Origin of the sequence: Humibacillus xanthopallidus (assembly GCF_044793955.1) — a bacterium.
Lineage (GTDB): Bacteria > Actinomycetota > Actinomycetes > Actinomycetales > Dermatophilaceae > Humibacillus > Humibacillus xanthopallidus_C.
The window spans coordinates 3,315,952-3,336,140 of record NZ_CP084995.1; the positions used below are offsets into that span (position 1 = coordinate 3,315,952).

Annotated in this window: 19 protein-coding genes; 7 read left to right on the forward strand and 12 right to left on the reverse strand. The window is 71.1% G+C overall.

The genetic code is table 11. From position 1 onward, the window contains the following. Positions 1 to 4 precede the first annotated feature (4 nt). From treS to LG278_RS14870, 5 genes are read left to right on the forward strand one after another with little or no spacing between them, the layout of a single operon-like run. On the forward strand, positions 5 to 1,711 hold the full coding sequence (treS, locus tag LG278_RS14850) for a maltose alpha-D-glucosyltransferase (RefSeq protein WP_404388062.1): 1,707 nt from the start codon (positions 5 to 7) through the stop codon (positions 1,709 to 1,711). Continuing rightward, positions 1,711 to 3,138, forward strand: coding sequence for an aminoglycoside phosphotransferase (locus LG278_RS14855; RefSeq protein ID WP_404388064.1), 1,428 nt, complete (start codon positions 1,711 to 1,713; stop codon positions 3,136 to 3,138). Before treS ends, LG278_RS14855 begins: the two co-directional genes overlap by 1 nt. Continuing rightward, positions 3,135 to 5,411: a 1,4-alpha-glucan branching protein GlgB gene (glgB, locus tag LG278_RS14860; RefSeq protein WP_404388065.1), complete on the forward strand. Its 2,277-nt coding sequence runs from the start codon at positions 3,135 to 3,137 to the stop codon at positions 5,409 to 5,411. The genes LG278_RS14855 and glgB overlap by 4 nt, the downstream gene beginning before the upstream one ends. After that, positions 5,408 to 7,054, forward strand: a complete 1,647-nt coding sequence (pgm, locus tag LG278_RS14865) for a phosphoglucomutase (alpha-D-glucose-1,6-bisphosphate-dependent) (RefSeq protein WP_404388066.1) — start codon at positions 5,408 to 5,410, stop codon at positions 7,052 to 7,054. The genes glgB and pgm overlap by 4 nt, the downstream gene beginning before the upstream one ends. Beyond that, complete coding sequence (locus LG278_RS14870; RefSeq protein ID WP_404388067.1) at positions 7,051 to 7,542, forward strand: hypothetical protein; 492 nt, start codon at positions 7,051 to 7,053, stop codon at positions 7,540 to 7,542. The genes pgm and LG278_RS14870 overlap by 4 nt, the downstream gene beginning before the upstream one ends. Positions 7,543 to 7,694: 152 nt before the next feature. Here the strand turns inward: LG278_RS14870 and LG278_RS14875 are convergent, their stop codons facing one another. From LG278_RS14875 to LG278_RS14920, 10 genes are all read right to left on the reverse strand, one after another. Next, positions 7,695 to 8,033 carry a hypothetical protein gene (locus tag LG278_RS14875; RefSeq protein ID WP_404388069.1) on the reverse strand — a complete coding sequence of 113 codons (339 nt, stop codon included), beginning with the start codon at positions 8,031 to 8,033 and terminating at the stop codon, positions 7,695 to 7,697. Positions 8,034 to 8,297: 264 nt separating this feature from the next. Beyond that, positions 8,298 to 8,708 (reverse strand): hypothetical protein, encoded by a 411-nt coding sequence (locus LG278_RS14880; RefSeq protein WP_404388070.1) that lies wholly within the window; start codon positions 8,706 to 8,708, stop codon positions 8,298 to 8,300. A gap of 40 nt (positions 8,709 to 8,748) precedes the next feature. Further along, the gene (locus LG278_RS14885) at positions 8,749 to 9,696 is read right to left on the reverse strand and encodes a co-chaperone YbbN (RefSeq protein ID WP_404388071.1); all 948 of its coding nucleotides are present in this window, start codon (positions 9,694 to 9,696) and stop codon (positions 8,749 to 8,751) included. 14 nt (positions 9,697 to 9,710) lie between these two features. Next, positions 9,711 to 10,703, reverse strand: a complete 993-nt coding sequence (locus LG278_RS14890; protein ID WP_404388072.1) for a hypothetical protein — start codon at positions 10,701 to 10,703, stop codon at positions 9,711 to 9,713. Positions 10,704 to 10,979: 276 nt separating this feature from the next. Continuing rightward, entirely contained in the window at positions 10,980 to 11,510 is a 531-nt protein-coding gene (locus tag LG278_RS14895; protein WP_404388073.1) for a GNAT family N-acetyltransferase, read from the reverse strand. Beyond that, positions 11,494 to 11,817: an MTH1187 family thiamine-binding protein gene (locus tag LG278_RS14900; protein WP_404388074.1), complete on the reverse strand. Its 324-nt coding sequence runs from the start codon at positions 11,815 to 11,817 to the stop codon at positions 11,494 to 11,496. Before LG278_RS14900 ends, LG278_RS14895 begins: the two co-directional genes overlap by 17 nt. Positions 11,818 to 11,901: 84 nt before the next feature. Then, a complete protein-coding gene (locus LG278_RS14905) occupies positions 11,902 to 12,909 on the reverse strand; it encodes a GNAT family N-acetyltransferase (RefSeq protein WP_404388075.1) in 1,008 nt (335 codons plus the stop codon). A gap of 557 nt (positions 12,910 to 13,466) precedes the next feature. Beyond that, complete coding sequence (gene meaB, locus LG278_RS14910; protein ID WP_404388076.1) at positions 13,467 to 14,432, reverse strand: methylmalonyl Co-A mutase-associated GTPase MeaB; 966 nt, start codon at positions 14,430 to 14,432, stop codon at positions 13,467 to 13,469. 20 nt (positions 14,433 to 14,452) lie between these two features. After that, positions 14,453 to 15,658, reverse strand: a complete 1,206-nt coding sequence (locus tag LG278_RS14915; protein WP_404388077.1) for an acetyl-CoA C-acetyltransferase — start codon at positions 15,656 to 15,658, stop codon at positions 14,453 to 14,455. A gap of 134 nt (positions 15,659 to 15,792) precedes the next feature. Then, positions 15,793 to 16,689: a Fic family protein gene (locus LG278_RS14920; protein WP_404388078.1), complete on the reverse strand. Its 897-nt coding sequence runs from the start codon at positions 16,687 to 16,689 to the stop codon at positions 15,793 to 15,795. 339 nt (positions 16,690 to 17,028) lie between these two features. Between LG278_RS14920 and mce the strand changes: the two genes are divergently transcribed. Next, positions 17,029 to 17,472, forward strand: a complete 444-nt coding sequence (gene mce / locus LG278_RS14925) for a methylmalonyl-CoA epimerase (protein WP_404388079.1) — start codon at positions 17,029 to 17,031, stop codon at positions 17,470 to 17,472. Here mce and LG278_RS14930 read toward each other — a convergent pair. Further along, positions 17,456 to 18,109, reverse strand: a complete 654-nt coding sequence (locus LG278_RS14930; protein WP_404388080.1) for a DUF998 domain-containing protein — start codon at positions 18,107 to 18,109, stop codon at positions 17,456 to 17,458. The two genes, mce and LG278_RS14930, sit on opposite strands and share 17 nt — an antisense overlap. A gap of 281 nt (positions 18,110 to 18,390) precedes the next feature. Between LG278_RS14930 and ccrA the strand changes: the two genes are divergently transcribed. After that, positions 18,391 to 19,731: a crotonyl-CoA carboxylase/reductase gene (gene ccrA / locus LG278_RS14935; RefSeq protein WP_404388081.1), complete on the forward strand. Its 1,341-nt coding sequence runs from the start codon at positions 18,391 to 18,393 to the stop codon at positions 19,729 to 19,731. Here the strand turns inward: ccrA and LG278_RS14940 are convergent. Beyond that, positions 19,718 to 20,149 (reverse strand): NAD-binding protein, encoded by a 432-nt coding sequence (locus LG278_RS14940; protein ID WP_404388082.1) that lies wholly within the window; start codon positions 20,147 to 20,149, stop codon positions 19,718 to 19,720. The two genes, ccrA and LG278_RS14940, sit on opposite strands and share 14 nt — an antisense overlap. Positions 20,150 to 20,189 lie beyond the last annotated feature (40 nt).

Below are 20,189 nucleotides of genomic sequence, written 5' to 3' on the forward strand. Positions count from 1 at the left end.
CCGTATGCAGGGACTCAACCTCGCCCAACCCGGACTGAAGCACGACCCGCAGTGGTTCCGGAAGGCGGTCTTCTACGAGGTGCTCGTGCGAGCCTTCGCCGACTCCAAGGGAGTCGGTGCAGGTGACTTCACGGGCCTCATCCAGCGCCTCGACTACCTCCAGTGGCTCGGCGTCGACTGCCTCTGGCTGCCGCCCTTCTACGCTTCGCCCCTGCGCGACGGCGGCTACGACATCTCGGACTACAAGGCGGTGCTGCCCGAGTTCGGCACGCTGCCGGAGTTCACCGAGCTCGTCTCGCAGGCGCACGCCAGGGGCATCCGCATCGTCACCGACCTCGTGATGAACCACACGAGCGACCAGCACCCGTGGTTCCAGGCGAGCCGCGCGGAGCCCGACGGGCCCTACGGCGACTTCTACGTCTGGTCCGACACCGACGACGGCTACGACGACGCGCGCATCATCTTCGTCGACACCGAGGTCTCCAACTGGACCTTCGACCCGGTGCGTCGAGAGTTCTTCTGGCACCGGTTCTTCAGCCACCAGCCCGACCTCAACTTCGAGAACGAGGCCGTGCAGGACGCGATGTTCGACATCGTGCGCTTCTGGATGGACCTCGGCATCGACGGCTTCCGGCTCGACGCCGTGCCCTATCTCTACGAGGAGGAGGGCACCAACTGCGAGAACCTCCCCCGCACCCACGAGTTCCTCGCGAAGCTGCGGGCCATGGTCGACAAGGAGTACCCCGGACGCATCCTGCTCGCCGAGGCCAACCAGCCGCCGGCCGAGGTCGTCGACTACTTCGGCACCGAGGAGTCGCCGGAGTGCCAGATGTGCTTCCACTTCCCCGTCATGCCGCGGCTCTACTACGCCCTGCGCGAGGAGAAGGCGCAGCCGATCATCGAGGTGCTCGCCGACACGCCGGCGATCCCGACGGGCACGCAGTGGGGCACCTTCCTGCGCAACCACGACGAGCTGACGCTCGAGATGGTCACGCCCGAGGAGCGCGCCGCGATGTACGGCTGGTACGCCCCCGACCCTCGCATGCGCGCCAACGTCGGCATCCGGCGGCGCCTCGCTCCCCTGCTCGACAACTCGCGCCCGGAGATCGAGCTCATCCACGCACTCGTGCTCTCGCTGCCCGGCTCACCGTGCCTCTACTACGGCGACGAGATCGGCATGGGTGACAACATCTGGCTCACCGACCGCGACGCGGTGCGCACTCCGATGCAGTGGACGCCCGACCGCAATGCCGGCTTCTCGAGCGTCGACCCGGGCAAGCTCTACCTGCCCGTCATCAGCAGCCTCGTCTACCACTACAACAACGTCAACGTCGAGGCGCAGATGGCGTCGTCTGCATCCTTGCTCCACTGGGTGCGCGGCATGCTCCAGGTGCGGTCGCGCCACCCTGTCTTCGGCCTCGGCGAGTTCCAGGTCGTCCCGGCCGACAACGACCACATCCTCGCCTTCACCCGCGTCATGGAGGCGCAGGGTGACGACCCGGCCGAGGCGATCCTCTGCGTCAACAACCTCTCCGGCCGCCCTCAGGCCGCCACCATCGAGCTCCCGTCGTCGCTCTCGGGGCGCCAGCTCATCGACCTCTTCGGTGGCAGCGGCTTCCCGTGGGTGGCCGAGGACGGTCGGGTCACCCTGACCTTGGGGTCGCGTGACTTCTTCTGGCTCCAGCTGCGTGGCGGAGAGGATCGCGGCTGATGGCCATCGTGCACAAGGGCGCCTCGCTCGTCCCGTCCAAGACCGAGCTCGTCAGCGCGTGGATGCCCCGGCAGCGGTGGTACCACGGCCTTGGCCACGCGCCCGAGCTGCGTCGCGTCGGCGGCTTCCGCTTCGAGGACCCGGCCGGTGAGGTCGGCATCGAGACCCTCCTGCTCGCCGACACCGCCGCCGAGCCGGTCGTCGTCTACCAGGTGCCGCTCACCTATCGCGGCGTGCCGCTCGAGGGCGCCGAGCACGCGCTGCTCGGCACGATGGAGCACAGCGTGCTCGGTCGCCGCTGGGTCTACGACGCGCCGCACGACCCCGTCTACGTCGACCGGCTGGTCGAGACGATCCTGCGCTCCGAGCAGTCCGACGAGGCGCAGGCCTCGATGGGCAGCAACGAGCTCGCCCGGGGCACCTCCACCGGGCAGGTGCTCGGCTCCGTCGGCTCCTCCGCGGTGCTGACGGGCGAGCAGTCCAACACCTCGATCATCTGCCGCATGGTCGACCTCGAGGGCGGGCCCGCAGAGCCGTTGATCGTCAAGGTCTTCCGCACCCTGCAGCACGGCGAGAACCCCGACGTGGTCGTGCAGTCGGCCCTGACGCGCGAGGGCTCCGACCGCGTGCCGATGGCGATCGGGCACCTCAGCGGCGCGTGGGACGCCCCCGGTGGTGAGGGCCTCGAGCACGGCGACCTGGCCTTCGCCCAGGAGTTCATCCCGGGCGTCGAGGACGCGTGGCGGGTGGCGCTCGTCGCCGCGGCGTCCGGTCGCGACTTCACCGCCCGCGCCCGAGACCTCGGGGTCGTGACGGCACAGATCCACCTCGCCCTGGCCCACGCGCTCGGCACCGCCCCGGCCACCGACGCCGACCACGACGCGCTCGTCGCGTCGATGCGCTCGCGGTATGCCGCTGCGGTGGGTCTCGTGCCCGCGCTGGCGTCCCGCACCGCGGCCGTCGAGCACGTCATAGAGTCCGTGCGTGAGGCGAACTGGCCTGCGCTGCAACGCATCCACGGCGACTACCACCTCGGCCAGGTCCTCGACGTGCCCGAGCGTGGCTGGGTCGCCCTCGACTTCGAGGGTGAGCCCCTGCGGCCTCTCGCCGAACGCGTCCTGCCCGACCTCACCCAGCGCGACGTCGCCGGCATGCTCCGGTCGTTCGACTACGCCGCCGGCTCGGTCGGTCTCGCCGACCCGGCCGTCGACGCCACCCCGTGGGCCGCGGCCTGCCGGGCCGCGTTCCTCGAGGGCTACGCCTCAGTCGCGGGCCCCGCCGATGCCGACGACGTCGTGCTCGTGCAGGCGCTCGAGCTCGACAAGGCCCTCTACGAGGTCGTCTACGAGGCCCGCAACCGGCCGACGTGGCTGCCCATCCCGCTCGGCGCCGTCGAGCGACTCACCACCGAGGAAGGCACGCCATGACCCCCGAGACCTCGCCCGGCCCGTCGCTCGACGACGGAGCCATCACCGCCTTCCTCCACGGCCGCAACGGCCAGCCGCACGACCTGCTGGGGCACCACGTCGGACCCGGGGGGCTCACCCTCACGGCATACCGCCCCTATGCGACGCGCGTCGGCGCGCGGCTCGACTCCGGCGACCGGGTCGAGCTGCAGCACGTGCGCGACGGCATCTGGTCGATGACCTCGCCCGACTTCGGCACGACGCACGACTACCGCCTCCTCGTCGAGTACGGCGACGGGGTGGAGCACGAGCAGGACGACCCCTACCGCTTCGCGCCCACGCTCGGCGAGATGGACCGTCACCTCATCAACGAGGGACGGCACGAGCAGCTGTGGACGGTGCTCGGCGCCCACGTGCGGCACTACTCCGGCCCCCTCGGCGACGTGTGGGGAGTCTCCTTCGCGCTGTGGGCTCCTCGGGCCAAGGCCGTCCACGTCATCGGCGACTTCAACGACTGGGACCGCCGCACCCACCCGATGCGTGCGCTCGGCGACAGCGGCATCTGGGAGCTCTTCCTGCCGGGCGCACACGAGGGCATGAACTACCAGTTCGCCGTGCGCGGGCCCGACGAGCTCGTCCGGCTCAAGAGCGACCCGATGGCGCGCATGACGGAGGTGGCGCCCAAGCAGGCGGCCATCGTCACCGAGACCCACTACACGTGGCGCGACGACGACTGGATGGAGCGACGCCGCACCTCCGACATCCACCAGGGGCCGATGAGCATCTACGAGGTGCACCTCGGCTCGTGGCGCCAGGACATCGGCTACCACGGCCTTGCCGAGCACCTCGTCAACTACGTGCGCGACCTCGGCTTCACCCACGTCGAGTTCCTGCCGGTGATGGAGCACCCCTACGTCCCGTCGTGGGGCTACCACGTCACCGGCTACTACGCCCCGAGCTCCCGGTGGGGCCGCCCCGACGACTTCCGCTACCTCGTCGACGAGCTGCACCGCGCCGGCATCGGCGTGCTGCTCGACTGGGTGCCGGGCCACTTCGCCACCGACGAGTGGGCGCTCGCGCGCTTCGACGGGCTGCCGCTCTACGAGCACGCCGACCCCCGGCTCGGCTGGCACCCCGAGTGGGGCTCCAACATCTTCGACTACGGCCGTCCCGAGGTGCGCAACTTCCTCGTCGCCAACGCCCTCTACTGGCTCGAGGAGTTCCACATCGACGGCCTGCGCGTCGACGGTGTCGCCTCGATGCTCTACCTCGACTACGCCCGCGACGCCGGGGCCTGGGTGCCCAACAAGCACGGCGGGCGCGAGAACCTCGAGGCCGTCGAGCTGCTCAAGGAGACCAACGGCACCGCCTACAAGCGGGTCGACGGCATCGTCATGATCGCCGAGGAGTCGACGACCTGGCCGGGCGTCACCAAGCCCACCGACCAGGGCGGCCTCGGCTTCGGCTTCAAGTGGAACATGGGCTGGATGAACGACTCGCTGAAGTATCTCGGCGAGGAGCCCATCTACCGCAGCTACCACCACGGCAAGCTCACCTTCTCGCTCATGTATGCCTTTGACGAGAACTTCGTGCTGCCCATCAGCCACGACGAGGTCGTGCACGGCAAGGGCTCGCTGCTGCGCAAGTCCCGGGGCTCGCGCGAGGAGCAGGTCGCGACGCTGCGCGCCTTCCTCGCCTACCTCTGGTGCCACCCGGGCAAGCAGCTGCTCTTCATGGGCTGCGAGTTCGGCCAGGAGTCGGAGTGGTCCGAGGGGCGCAGCCTCGACTGGTGGCTGCTCGACCAGCCGCTGCACTACCGCGTGCACAACCTCGTCAAGGACCTCAACGGCATCTACCGCACCAACAAGGCGCTGTGGGAGCTCGACGCCGACCGCTCGGGCTTCGAGTGGCTCGAGGCCGACGACGCCGCCCACAACACCTTCTCGTGGTTGCGCTTCGGTCGCGGTGACCGTGCCACCGACGCCCCCGTCGTCGCGTGCGTCATGAACTTCAGCGGTGAGACGCAGCAGTCCTACCGCCTCGGGCTGCCGCGCGGTGGTCGGTGGACGGTCGTGCTCGACACGGCCGGCTACCACCCCGACGCCCCGAGCAGCACCGGCATCGTCGTCGAGGCCCGCGAGGAGGCGTGGCACCAGCAGCCGTATGCCGCCGACGTGACGGTCCCGCGCCTGTCGACCGTCTGGCTCGTCCCCCTCGACGAGCCCAGCCCGTCGGCGATCGGCTCCCACGCCTCGTCCGACCACGCCACCGCCCCGAACGGAGACCCGTCATGACCCACCCGCGCGCCGGCCAGCCGGCCCAGGCCGAGGACCTCGTCGACGTCGACGCCCTCGTCGGGGCCTACTACGACCGCCACCCCGACGTCGACGACCCCGACCAGCAGGTGGCCTTCGGCACGTCGGGCCACCGGGGGTCGAGCCTGCGCACGGCCTTCAACGAGGACCACATCCTCGCCACGACGCAGGCGATCGTCGACTACCGCGTCTCGCAGGGCTTCGACGGCCCACTCTTCATCGGTCGTGACACCCACGGCCTGTCCGAGCCGGCATGGCGCTCGGCCCTCGAGGTGCTCGTCGGCAACGGCGTGCAGGTGCTCGTCGACGACCGCGACGGCTTCACCCCGACCCCGGCCGTGTCGCACGCCATCCTGCGTGCCAACCGCGGCAAGGCCGCCGACGCGAGCGGTCTCGCCGACGGCATCGTCGTGACGCCGTCCCACAACCCGCCGGCTGACGGCGGGTTCAAGTACAACCCCCCGCACGGCGGACCCGCCGACACCGACGCGACCTCGGTCATCGCCAAGCGGGCCAACGACCTCATCCGCGACGGGCTGAAGGACGTGCGCCGGGTCCCGTTCGAGCGGGCCCGCAGCGAGGCCGGCTCCTACGACTTCATGGGCACCTACGTCGACGACCTCCCGAACGTCGTCGACCTCGCCCGCATCCGGGAGGCGGGCGTGCGCATCGGTGCCGACCCGCTCGGTGGCGCCTCGGTGGCCTACTGGGGCGAGATCGGCGAGCGCCACGGACTCGACCTCACCGTCGTCAACCCGAGGGTCGACCCGCAGTGGGCGTTCATGACGCTCGACTGGGACGGCAAGATCCGGATGGACTGCTCCTCCCCCTCGGCCATGGCCTCACTCATCCACTCCAAGGACGCCTACGACATCTCGACGGGCAACGACGCCGACGCCGACCGCCACGGCATCGTCACCCCCGACGCCGGGCTGATGAACCCCAACCACTACCTCGCCGTGGCGATCCAGTACCTCTACGGCGGCGCGCGACCCGGCTGGCCCGCGAGCACCGCCATCGGCAAGACCCTCGTGTCGTCGTCGATGATCGACCGGGTCGCCTCCGACCTGGGTCGCACCCTGCTCGAGGTGCCGGTCGGCTTCAAGTGGTTCGTGCCCGGACTGCTCGACGGCAGTGTGGGTTTCGGCGGCGAGGAGTCGGCCGGAGCCAGCTTCCTGCGATTCGACGGCACGGTCTGGTCGACCGACAAGGACGGTCTCCTGCTCGCGCTGCTCGCCTCCGAGATCCTCGCGGCCACCGGCAAGACCCCCAGCCAGCACTACGCCGAGCTGACCGCCCGGCACGGCGACCCGGCATACGCCCGCATCGACGCCGCGGCGTCGCGCGAGGAGAAGGCCAAGCTCGGCGCGCTCTCCCCAGACGACGTCGCGGCGGAGACCCTTGCGGGAGAAGCGATCACAGGCAAGCTCACCGCCGCTCCCGGCAACGGCGCCAAGATCGGTGGCCTCAAGGTGACGACCGAGAGCGCGTGGTTCGCCGCTCGGCCGTCCGGCACCGAGGACGTCTACAAGATCTATGCCGAGTCCTTCCGGGGCCCGGAGCACCTGGCCCTCGTGCAGGCCGAGGCCAAGGACGTCGTCAGCGCGGCCCTCGGAGGATGAGCGAGACCGGCCCCGACCCGGCCCGGGGCCGGCTCCTCCTCGTCACCGGCCCCGACGCAACCGCGCGCACGTCCGTCGCCTCGGCCCTCGCGCAGTCGCTCGAGCGGAGCGCCGTCGTCGACGGTGCGCAGATCGACGGCATGCTCGTCGCGGGGCGAGTGCCGGTCGGGGGGACGCTGACGGGTGAGCAGCTGGGCCAGCTGCTGCTCCGCTGGTCCGTTGCCCTCGCCGCGGCGGAGACCTTCCAGCTCGAGGGCTTCGACGCCGTCGTCACCGACGACGTGCAGGGCGATCGCATCGAGGACTTCCTCGATCTCGCCGCACCCGAGGCGGTGCACCTGGTGGTGCTCCGGCACCCGGCGCTCGAGGCCGACACCCCGCACTGGGGCCTCTGGGTCGAGCCCGGAGACCGGCACCCGGAGCAGATCGGCGCCGACATCCTGAGCCGTCTCGACGAGGCGCGGGTGGTCACCGCAGACCTTGGCTGATCGGGGGTTCCGACGTCAGGGCCTCAGGGCCCTCAGGGTCCTCGGGTTCTTGGGTCCTCGGCCACGAGCCACCCGGCCGGGTCCGGGCCGCCTGCCCCTGGCGGCCCGGTCCCGACGCGGTGGCTGGTCGCCCAGCCCCGGCGCGGTGTGGGTCAGAAGTCGACCCCGCAGGCGCCGTAGCTGCCGATGATGGCGTCACCGTGCGCGGCGAACAACGTGTCGATCCCCTTGCCGTTGGCCATCAGACCCTCGTTGGGGTTGTTGGCAGCCAGCGTGCCGCCGTTGCCGTTCGCTCCCTTGACGTGGATCGTGAACGACATCGGGGCACCCGTGCCCGCGTAGGCCTCGAGGACGCACTCGCCCTGCTCGGCGGTGATGAAGCCGCTCTCGACGTCTCCGGCGATCGCGTCGGTGACGTGAAGCGTGAACCACGCCTGCGAGTGGCTCCCGAGGCGGCGTTGCCCTTGTCGGAGCGGCTGGAGTTGATGCACTCGTGCGCGAAGGCGCCGGCCCCCGTGCCGACCACGGCGATGCCGGAGAGTGCGAGACCCGCCCCCCAGCGGATCAGTGTGCGTGTGGACATGAGTTCCCCTTGTGTCGGACCCACGGCGGGCGGTCACCCGCCACGCACCATCGTGACGTGACCCAGGTCACACCGCCAGCGATTTCCGCCGAGTCGGGAATGCACGGAATCGCGTGAATCGTCATGGATGCGAGGGAGATTCAGGGCATCCACCCCAGATTCGGCAGCCCCGTCAGTCGCGAAGCAACCCGAGTCGCGCGTACTCCGCCTTGCCTGCGGCGGTGACGTCCTCGAGCTCGTCGAAGAGCGCGTCGTCGACTCTCGTGAAGTTGAAGCACGTCTTGCCCTGACGGCGGCGAGCCAGCTCGGGTGAGATCCCGCCCTCCGGTGCGACACCCAGGTAGAGCGGCATGAGGTGGTAGGAGACGTAGCGGCGGCCCACCGTCACGGACGCGAACAGCTGCCCGTCGGGATACGTCGCCGTCGGCGCCCCGAGGAGGACGTAGGTGAGGTCGTCGGGCTCGTCCGCCTTGCGGGAACCCGACGCGTTGGCGTCGGTCAGGTTGGAAGACTCGCGCAGCCCACCGGCATACCGCGAGAGACGGCGGCGCAGCTCGTCGTAGACGGGGAGCAGGTCGGGCACCCCACGAGCGTACGCCGCGACACCTCGTGCGCGGACGGGTCTAGAAGAGTGCGCTCATCAGCGACTTGCGGGCCTTGACGACGCGTTCGTCGGTGGTGCCGACCACCTCGAAGAGCTCGACCAGGTGCTCACGGGCCTTGTTGCGGTCGGCGTCGACCGTGACCCGCACGGTGTCGATGAGGCGCACGAAGGCGTCCTCGACGTGACCCCCGAGCAGGTCGAGGTCGGCCACGACGATCTGGGCGTCGACGTCGGTCGGGTCGGCTGCCGCGGCAGCGCGGGCCGCGTGGAGGTCGACGCCGGCGGTGCGCTGCATGAGCCCGACCTGGGCGAGACCGAGCTTGGCGTCGGTGTCGGCAGGGCTCTGCGTGAGCGCCTCGCGGTAGGCCGCAGCCGCGGCGTCGAGGTCGCCGGACTCGATGGCGTCATAGGCCTGCTGGTGCAGCGGCGGGAGCGGCGGCTCCTCAGCGGGCTCGGCCGGCGCCGCGGCGGCATCGGCCCCGCTGACGGTGCCCGTCACGCCGTGCTGGGCGGCCAGGGCGAGCACCTGGTCGATGACCCCGATGACCTGCGCCTCGGGCTGGGCGCCCTCGAAGAGCGGCACCGGCTGACCCTGGAGGAAGGCGAAGCTGACCGGAACCGCCTGCACCTGGAAGGCCTGGAGGATTGCGGGGTTGGTGTCGACGTCGACGGTCACGAGCTGGAAGCGACCCGCGTAGCGCTGCGCCACGGCACCCATGGTGGCGACGAAGTCACCCGACTCCTTGAGGCGTCGCGACCACAGCACCATGACGACGGGATACGGCACGTCGGGCCGGACCAGCTCGCCGATCGAGGCGTCAGTGCCCTCGACGACGAGGCCGGGCGCACCGTCCGCCGAGGTGGGCTCCGCGCCGGAGGCGGGGCCAGCCGGCGGGGCCGGACGCTTGAGCGAGGACAGGTCGACGGCACCGCGCAGCGCCGCCGCGGTGAATGGCTGGTGACTCATGGGTCAATCCTGCCTCACCGACCCGAGCCGGCGACGATCTGGTCCGACGCGGCGACCACACGGGCCTGGCCGCTGGCGGGGATGACGACGGCGATGATCTCGTTGGAGGTCAGCTTGGCCTCGCTCGTGATCTGCTTGATGCCCGTCAGCAGGGTGAGCTCCTTGTCGGGCGTCAGCTTCTGCGGGGTGCGCATCGCGATCGCATCGTGCCGGTCGAGATGGGCGAAGACGATGGCTCCCTTGCCGTCCTTGAGGCGCAACCCGCCGAGGACGTCCTGGGGCGTGTAGGTCTGCGTGAAGCTGCCCTGGTTGTTGAGCGCCTGCGACTGGGCGCTCGCCGACTGGCGCAGCTGCTCGCTCAGGGGGTCGGCGGCCAGCAGCTTGGAGGTGACCGGCTTGGGGAAGCGCACCGACTCGGCCCAGGAGTCGACGACCTCGTCGGGTGACGCGGCCAGACCAGCCCCGTCGCCGACGGCGGGTGAACCGTCCGTGGTCGCGTCGAAGGGGTCGATCTCGGCTCCGGGGAGCACCGAGGTCATCGCGGCCACCTGGTAGGGGCCGGCGGGGCTCGCGGCGGTGAGCAGGACGAGCACCGGGGCGCCCGTCTTCTTCAGCGTCGTCTGGGCGAGGATCTGGGCGGGCTTGTCACCGGCGCGCGAGACCGCGAGCACCTTGACACCCTCGGCCGACACCTCCGCGTCAGCCTTCTCACCGGCCGTGCGGCCCGGCAGCATCTTGGCGGCGGCGTTGGCCGACACCAGGGCGGGCCCGGTGAAGGCCTTCTCCCGAGCGGCGGCTCCGGCGGCGGAGACGTCGGTGGAGGCGGTCACCGCGGCGCTCACGGCCGACTGGGCAGAGGACTCGGCGGCCGACGGAGCCACGACCGGCGTGGCGGTCGGAGCAGCAGCATCAGGGCCGTCGTCGGCGTTACCCGTGCAGGCGCTGAGCATCGCGGCACAGGCCAGGGCTGCCGCGAGGGCGCGGCGGCGGGTCGCAGAGCGGGGCATGAAGGAGGCCTTTCGTGGTGACACAGGGAACGGGCCACACCCTCCACGGAGGGCGGACCGTCATCCACGATACGCACGACCCGCCCCGCCGCCCCAATCGCCGGAGCCCGACGCGGCGGTTCCACCGGCCGGGCAGAACGGACGAAACGGGACACGGTGCCGCTACGACCGCCGCAGCGGTGTGCGACCGCTCACGTCCCGGTGGTGCCTGCGACAGCCCGTGGCCTGACGCGAGGACGGGGCGCACGGGGGCACCCGGCGCACGCGCGCAGCCACTCAGCCAGGTGGTGTCCGGCGGACCATCCGGATCTCAGGAGTGCCCGTCGCCTCGTGCTCCGATCGTCCCCCCTCGTCGACGAAGCCGCGTCGCGTATAGAAGGCGCGGGCACGGTCGTTGGCCTCGACGACCCACAGGGTCACGTCGCGCCCCCCGACCAGCTCGTCCAGGAGCAGGTCGGCCACTCCCGTGCCACGCGCCGCGGGAGCCAGGTTGACGGCATACAGCTCCCACGCCGTCGGGGCGTCGTCGTCACGGCTCGGCCCGGCACTGGCGAAGCCGACGATCCGGTCGTCGTCGTCGCGCACGACGAGGGTGCGCTGGCCGGCGTCGGCGGGGCGCTGGGCGAGCTCGCGCCACCGTGCGGCCGACCGCTCGCTGCGCAGGCCCGCGAGGTAGTCGGCCGGCATCACGTGGGCGTAGGCGTCGCGCCACACGTCCATGTGCACCCGCCCGAGCTCGTCGCAGTCGTCGGGGGCGAGGGGCGCGATCGTCCACCCGCGCGGCAGCCGGTCAGGCGCCGGCGTCATCACCCTGGCGTCCGAGCGCATCCTCGAGGCGCTCGAGCTTGGCGTCGAGCTCGCCGGAGAAGCCCGGCCGGATGTCGGCCTTGAGCACGAGCCCGACACGCGGCGAGCGCTGCGCCAGCACGTCGCAGCACTGCTTGACGACAGCCATGCACTCGTCCCACTCCCCCTCGATCGTCGTGAACATGGAGTCGGTGCGGTGCGGCAGGCCGGAGTCACGCACCACGCGGACGGCGCGCGCCACGGCGTCGCTCACCGACCCCGTGTCGTCGGCTGCGACGGTGGGAGCGACGGAGAAGGCGATCAGCATGAGCCCACCGTATGCCGCCCCGGACCGTCGCCGTGCGATGCCCCCGACCGCCCCCGGGCGTCTCCCGGGATCCCCCCGCCCGCCTCAGAATGCCTTCTTCATCGTCAGCGCTTCCTCGATGATCTCGAAGCCGAGGTCCTTGTTGATCTGGACCATCCACGGGTTCTGCTCGTCGTTCATCGTCTGCACCGAGCGCCGCTCCGGCGCGAAGCGGGCGAGCTCCTGCAGGTTGGCGACCTTGACCGCCATGCCGAGGCGGTGACCGCGGTGCTCCGGCAGCACCAGGGTGCCCCACTGGAAGACGATGTGGGGGTCCCCCGACGGGACCGACAGGTCGGTGTAGGCGGCGACGACCCCTGTCTCGCGGTGCAGGGCGACCGTCGTGATGACGGTCCGGCCCGTGTCGCGCTGGTGGTCGAGCATCGTCTGGTAGTCCTCGACGGTCATCGACTCGGGCTCGAACTCGACGTCGCCCGTCGGGGCGTCGAGGATGAGCCGGTTCGAGGCGTCACACACACCCTGGCGCAGCTCCTCGGGCACGCCGTCGACGTGCACGCTCAGCTCGTACGCGTCGCCCATCGCCTCGCGCGACCGCTCCTCGTGACGAGCCATGACGTCCCGGTCGACCGGCAGCGGGAGCGAGCGGACGATCTCGACGCTCGACACGGCATACCCCCGACGGAGCGCGAACTCGCGGTCGGCGTGCGACTCGCGGTCGCCGACGGGGACGTAGACCTCGGTGAGGAGCATGTCGCGCCGCGCCGCGGTCGCGCGCTGCTCGGTCCACTCGACCAGGGCGGAGCCGATGCCCTGCCCGCGGTGCTGGGGGTCGACCGCGAGCTCGGTCCAGCACTTGTCGAGGTTGTCGCGCTCAGGGAAGTAGACGCGCGCCCAGCCGGCCGGTGACCCGTCGACCACAGCGACGGCGCTCTCCTCCCGCTCGCCCGGGAAGTCGAAGCGCACCCCCTTGCGGAACTCCTCCTCGGTGCGCTGGATGGGCTGCACGCGCGAGACGGCCTCGCTGCGGCAGGCCATGCCGAAAAGCTCCTTGAGCATGACGTCGTCGTCACGGTCGAGCGGGATGATGTCCATGACTCGACGGTGACACCAGGCAGGCCGCGGAGACAACGCATTTACGGCGGCGCGGCTCGGCTCGGTCGACACCCGCGATGTCGAGTGGGCAGTTCGCACCGGGTGGAAAGTGCCCACTCGACGTCGGGGGGTGAAAAAGTGCCCACTCGACCGGGTCGATCGACACCCCCCCAGTCGAGTGGGCAGTTCGCACCGGGTGAAGAGTGCCCACTCGACGTCGCGGGGGTGGAAAGTGCCCACTCGACCGGGTCGATCGACACCCCGCCAGTCGAGTGGGCAGTTCGCACCGGGTGACAAGTGCCCACTCGACGTCGCGGGGGTGCAAAAGTGCCCACTCGACCGGGTCGATCGACACCCCCCAGTCGAGTGGGCAGTTCGCACCGGGTGACAAGTGCCCACTCGACGTCGCGGGGGTGCAAAAGTGCCCACTCGACCGGGTCGATCGACACCCCCCAGTCGAGTGGGCAGTTCGCACCGGGTGGAAAGTGCCCACTCGACTTTGGGGGGTGGAAAGTGCCCACTCGACTCGAGAGTGTTGCGCAGGACCCGCGGCCGGCTCAGGCGTCGAGGTGGTCGACGAGGCGGTCGGCGGCGGCATAGGGGTCGGTGTCGCCGGCGACGACCTGACGGGCGAGCGCGGCGAGCCCCTGGTGTCCGGCGACGTGGCCGAAACGAGCGCGCAACGACGCCAAGGCGATCGACTCGATCTCGTCGGCCGCCCGGCGCTCACGACGACGAGCCAGGTCGCCGTTCTCCTCGATGAAGGCGCGGTGCTTGTCGAGCGCCTCCATGACCTCGTCGAGGCCGACCTTCTGCGAGGCGACGGTCTTGACGACCGGGGGCCGCCACAGCCCCGGCTCGGTGCGGTCGCCGAGCGAGATCATGTGGCGCAGGTCGCGCACCGTGGCATCGGCGCCGTCACGGTCGGACTTGTTGACGACGAAGACGTCGCCGATCTCGAGGATGCCCGCCTTGGCGGCCTGGATGCCGTCGCCCATGCCGGGCGCCAGCAGCACGACGGAGGTGTCGGCCAGGCCGGCGATCTCGACCTCCGACTGGCCCACCCCCACCGTCTCGACGAGCACGACGTCGCACCCGGCGGCGTCGAGCACGCGGATCGCCTGCGGGGTCGTCCACGAGAGTCCCCCGAGGTGACCGCGGGAGGCCATCGAGCGGATGTAGACCTCGGGGTCGAGGGCGTGGTCCTGCATGCGCACCCGGTCACCGAGCAGCGCTCCGCCCGAGAAGGGCGAGCTCGGGTCGACCGCGAGCACGCCGATGCGCAGGCCCCGCTCGCGGAAGGCGCCGACGAGCGCCGTCGTCGAGGTCGACTTGCCGACCCCCGGCGACCCCGTGAGCCCGATGACGTAGGCCGACCCGCTGTGCGGTGCGAGTGCCGCCATCACCTCACGGAGCGCCGGGTGACCGTCCTCGACGAGCGAGATGAGCCGTGCGACGGCGCGCGGAGACCCCGCTCTGGCCGACTCGACCAGAGCAGGGACGTCGACTGCGCGGCGCACCAAGCGAATTCAGCCGGCGCGGCTCAGGCGGAGGCAGGTACGCGGACGATGAGGGCATCGCCCTGACCGCCGCCACCGCAGAGGGCCGCGGCGCCGACGCCGCCACCGCGGCGCTTGAGCTCGAGGGCGAGGTGCAGGGCGATGCGGGCCCCCGACATGCCGATGGGGTGGCCGAGGGCGATGGCACCGCCGTTGACGTTGACCTTGTCGACGTCGATGCCGAGCTCCTTGGCCGAGGCGAGACCGACGGCCGCGAAGGCCTCGTTGATCTCGACGAGGTCGAGGTCGGCGGGCGTGATGCCCTCCCTCTCGCAGGCGCGGGCGATGGCTCGGGCGGGCTGCTGCTGCAGCGTGGAGTCGGGGCCGGCGACGACGCCGTGCGCGCCGATCTCGGCGAGCCAGGTCAGGCCGAGCTCCTCGGCCTTGGCCCTGCTCATGACGACGACCGCTGCGGCGCCGTCGGAGATCTGCGAGGCCGAGCCGGCCGTGATCGTGCCGTCCTTGCTGAAGGCCGGACGCAGGGCACCCAACGAGGCGGTCGTCGTGTCGGCGCGGATGCCCTCGTCGGTCTTGAACTCGATGGGCTCGCCCTTGCGCTGCTTGATCGACACGCTGACGACCTCGTCGTCGAAGAGCCCGTCCTTCCAGGCCTGCGCCGCGAGCTGGTGGCTGCGGGCCGAGAACTCGTCCTGCTCCTCGCGGGTGAAGGCCTGCTCGCCGGTGTTGGCCTGCTCGGTCAGCAGGCCCATCGCCTGGTCGGTGAAGGCGTCCCAGAGTCCGTCGAAGGCCATGTGGTCGCGCATCGTCACGTCGCCGTACTTGTAGCCCTCACGCGACTTCGTCATGAGGTGCGGCGCGTTGGTCATCGACTCCTGGCCACCGGCGACGATGATCTCGAACTCGCCGGCGCGGATGAGCTGGTCGGCCATCGCGATGGCGTTGATGCCGGAGAGGCACACCTTGTTGATCGTCAGGGCGGGCACGGTCATGGGGATGCCGGCCGCGTGGGCTGCCTGGCGGGCGGGGATCTGGCCGGCGCCCGCCTGGAGCACCTGGCCCATGATGACGTAGTCGACCTGCTCGGGAGCGACGCCCGCCTTCTCGAGGGCGCCCTTGATGGCGACGCCACCGAGGTCTGCTCCGGAGAAGTCCTTGAGCGAGCCGAGCAGGCGCCCCATCGGGGTCCTGGCTCCTGCGACGATCACGGAGGTGGGACGGTCAGCACTCATGGGAAAAGCCTCTTCCGACGTCATTGGGGATGTCGGTGACACTGTAGTAGCGGCCCCGGAGACGCCTGCTGGGAGCATGACCAAGCGCACACGGCGCACCAGACAACGGCATCGGCCGCGGCCTCGGCGCAGACTCAGCGTTGGCGGCGCCCGACATCAGCGGCATAGGCGTCGAGCACCTCGAGCACGTCGGGCGAGCGCCACAGCGTGCGCCGCCCGGGGTGGTGCTGACGCGCGACGAGCACGCCCGCCTCGGTGAGCACCCGCAGGTGCCGGTGCACGTTGGGTTCGGCGATCCCCAGGGCTGCTGCGGCCGTGGCGGCGTCGAGGACCGGGCGGGCGACGACGACGTCGAGGAGGCGCCAGACCGCTGAGTCCGACCGCGCGTTCACCTGCTCGCTCCAGCGCGCCCGCACGTCGTCGAGGCGACGACGCATCGTCCGGCCGTGCTCGACGGCGCGCAGGCCGGCGAGGGCGAAGGCTGTGACGATCGGCTCGATCTCACCCTGCCGGTAGGCGTCGAGCGCGGCGAGGTATCCCGCGCGGTCGTGCATGAGTCCCCCTGACACCGGCACCGTGACGTGCCGGGTCACGCGCTTGGCCCGCAGCAGGGCATGGACGAGAGCGCGACCGGTGCGCCCGTTGCCGTCGGCGAAGGGGTGGATCGTCTCGAACTGCGCGTGGGCAACGGCCGTCTGGATGAGCACCGGCAGGTCGTCGCGGGCCATGAAGTCGACGAGGTCACCCAGAGCCGCCTCGATGCGGGTGTGGTGGGGCGGCACGAAGTCCGCAGTCACGGGGGCGCTCCCCGCGGCACCGATCCACACCGGCTCCTCGCGCCAGCCGATGAGGTGCGGCGACGTGCCACCGAGCAGGGCGGCCTGGATCCGCAGGATGGCATCGGCGTCGAGCCGGTCGGCGAGCGCGATGGCTGCCGTCATCGCGTCGACGTTGGCCGCGACGACCGCAGCGTTGCCGCGCCCGGTGCCGGTGAGCTCGGCTTCGGCCACCGCGCGGGCCGAGGCGGTCAACTGCTCGATCTGCGACGACGAGGCCGACTCGCTGCGCAGCAGGATCGCGTCCAGCGCTCGCGGCCCGCCGGTGGCGTGCGCCCCGGGATGGTGGGTCTCGGCGTTGGGAGCTCGGCCCTGGACTCGAGGGCGTGACTCGCGCCGAGCGCTCTGCGGTGGGTCGAACGTATGCCGCGACGGTGGTCCCCGAGATCGCCGGTCTCAGCCCTGCGCCTCGCCCTCGGGTCGTCGCCCAGGCCGAGGAGGCGGTTGCCGAGGTGCGGGCCTTCGACAACCCGCGTGGCCCTTGCCACATCCGGAGGCCCTGCGACGGCCGGGGGGCGCACCTACGCTGAGACCATGACCGACCCGAGCGACGCCCTCTTCACCCACATCGACCACGTCGGCATCGCGGTACCCGACCTCGATGCGGCGATCGCCTTCTACGAGAGCGCCTACGGCATGGCCCTGCTGCACGAGGAGACCAACGTGGAGCAGGGCGTGCGCGAGGCGATGATGGCGGTCGGCGAGTCCGGCTCGTGCATCCAGCTGCTGGCCCCCCTCTCGCCCGAGTCGACGATCGCGAAGTTCCTCGACCGCAGCGGCCCCGGCATGCAGCAGATCGCCTATCGCGTCACCGACATCGACGCCGTCTGCGCCACCCTGCGCGAGCGAGGCCTCCGCCTGCTCTACGAGACCCCCAAGCGCGGCACGAGCGACAGCCGCGTCAACTTCATCCACCCCAAGGACGCCGGAGGCGTCCTCGTCGAGCTCGTGGAGCCCTCGGTCAGCCCGGCGCACTGAGGCGTCGCCCCCGCACGAGCAGCCCCGCGCCGGCGGCGCCCAGCCACAGGTATGCCGGCCAGAGCGACAGGCGTTCGAGGCCACCCACCCAGACCTCCGCCTCCAGGGCGAGCCCGAAGGCGACCGAGGCCAGCAGCGTGAGGGACGACACCGCGTAGCCGCTGGTGACGACCCACGACGGCACCGCGCCTCGAGTCCGCCGCAGGGCGTCGGCACTGGCGAGCACGGCCAGGGGCTGGAGGACGAAGACCGGCGTTGCCACGAGCGCGTGCAGCTCGGGGTGCAGATCCACCGGAGCGAGCCCGACTGCGGCAGAGCACAATCCGGAGACGACCCACAGCGCGGTCGCAGCCGCGCGGGTCCACCCGGCCGCCAGCGACGGGTGCAGCAGCACGGCGGCGACCACGCGGAGCATCCCGAAAAGCACGAAGGCGGCGTTCAGCACGAGGTGTGCCGGGGAGCACACGGCCTCGGTCGCGCTCGAGTGGCCCGGACCACAGGTCAGCTGGCCCAGGGCGCTGATCGTGTCGTCGCGCAGGCTGTAGGTCGCCGACGCCGCGGCGGCCACGAGCAGCTCGACCACGACGTAGAGCGGCTGCACGAGCCACGCGTCGATGCCCAGCCGCTTCCGTCGCACCGCCCGACCGTAGCCGCCGGACCCGTGCACCGCCACGCACGCGCCGCCACGACGGACCGGCACGACCGACCGGCACGACAGCGGAGCCGGGGCGGCGCCGCGCACGGCCACCACCCGGCATACCGGCTGGTAGCGGTCCGTCGGCCCGACGCCGCACGGTGACCCAGGTCACCGTGTGGTGGGGGTCTCAGAAGCGACCGGCGGGCACCCCTGCTCGCTACGTTCGGGGCAGCAAGCACCACTTCGACGACCAATGACGCTGCGACCGAAGGACCTTCACCATGCAGGCCATCCGCGACGCCATCCTCTCCGGCGACCGCACCCAGGAGACCTACGCGAACATCGAGATCCCCGCGACCTACCGCGGGGCGACCGTCCACAAGGACGAGGTCGCGATGTTCGAGGGACTCGCCACCCGCGACAAGGACCCCCGCAAGTCGCTGCACGTCGACGAGGTGCCGGTGCCCGAGCTGGCGCCGGGCGAGGCGCTCGTCGCGGTGATGGCCAGCGCGATCAACTACAATACGGTCTGGACCTCGATCTTCGAGCCGGTCTCGACCTTCGGGTTCCTCGAGCGCTACGGGCGGATGTCAGAGTTCTCGAAGCGGCACGACCTGCCCTACCACGTCGTCGGCTCCGACCTCGCGGGCGTCATCCTGCGCACCGGACCGGGCGTGACGAAGTGGAAGCCGGGCACCGAGGTCGTCGCCCACTGCCTCTCCGTCGAGCTCGAGGACGCCGAGGGCCACAACGACACGATGCTCGACCCGCAGCAGCGGATCTGGGGCTTCGAGACCAACTTCGGCGGCCTCGCCGAGCTGGCCATCGTCAAGGCGAACCAGCTGATGCCCAAGCCGGCCCACCTCACCTGGGAGGAGGCCGCCTCGCCCGGCCTCGTCAACTCCACGGCCTACCGCCAGCTCATCTCCAAGAACGGCGCGGCGATGAAGCTCGGAGACCGGGTGCTCATCTGGGGCGCCTCCGGTGGCCTCGGCTCCTACGCCACCCAGATGGCCCTCGCCGGCGGTGCCACCCCGATCTGCGTGGTCTCCTCGCCCGAGAAAGCCGCGATCTGCCGGGCCATGGGCGCCGAGCTCATCATCGACCGCAACGCCGAGGGCTATCGATTCTGGAACGACGAGGGCACGGCGCAGGACCCCAAGGAGTGGCAGCGGCTCGGCAAGAAGATCCGTGAGCTGACCGGCGGGCACGACGTCGACATCGTCTTCGAGCACCCCGGCCGCGAGACCTTCGGCGCGAGCGTCTACGTCGCGCGCAAGGGCGGCACGATCGTCACGTGCGCCTCGACCTCGGGCTTCATGCACGAGTACGACAACCGCTACCTCTGGATGAACCTCAAGCGCATCGTCAGCTCGCACTTCGCCAACTACCGCGAGGCGTGGGAGGCCAACGAGCTGATCAACCGCGGCCTCATCCACCCGACCCTCAGCAAGACCTACACGCTCGACGAGGTCGGACAGGCCGCGCTCGACGTCCACCAGAACGCCCACCAGGGCAAGGTCGGCGTGCTCACGCTGTCGCCCGAGGAGGGCCTCGGCGTCACCGACCCCGAGAAGCGCGCGGCCCTCCTCACGGAGATCACCCGCTTCAGCGACCAGTAGGCAACCCGCCGGCACGGCCCTCGAGGGCGGTGACGACCGCAGCCATGTCGAGTGCACCGAGGCCGGCGTCCTCGGTCTCGCGGAAGAGCTCCCGTGTCGCGTCGAGCAGCGGGCTCGCGGCCCCGACGGACCGCGCGGCCGCCGCGATGAGGCGGGTGTTGGTGTGCACGTCGCGCACGGCTGCCTGGGCGTCGAAGTCGCGTGCCGCGAGCTTCGCCAGCTTGACGGTCGAGACGGGGCTGGCCATCGGACCGGAGTCGAGGGCGCGTCGCACGGCCGCCAGATCGAGGTCGAGCCGCTCGGCGAGGTGGAAGGCCTCGGCCAGCCCCGCGACCATGGTGCAGAGGTAGAGGTTGACGGCGAGCTTGGTGCCCGTGCCGTCCGGCACCGAGCCGCAGCGCACGACCTCGCGACACATCGGAGCGAGCAGCGGGATGACCCGGGCCAGCGCCGCCTCG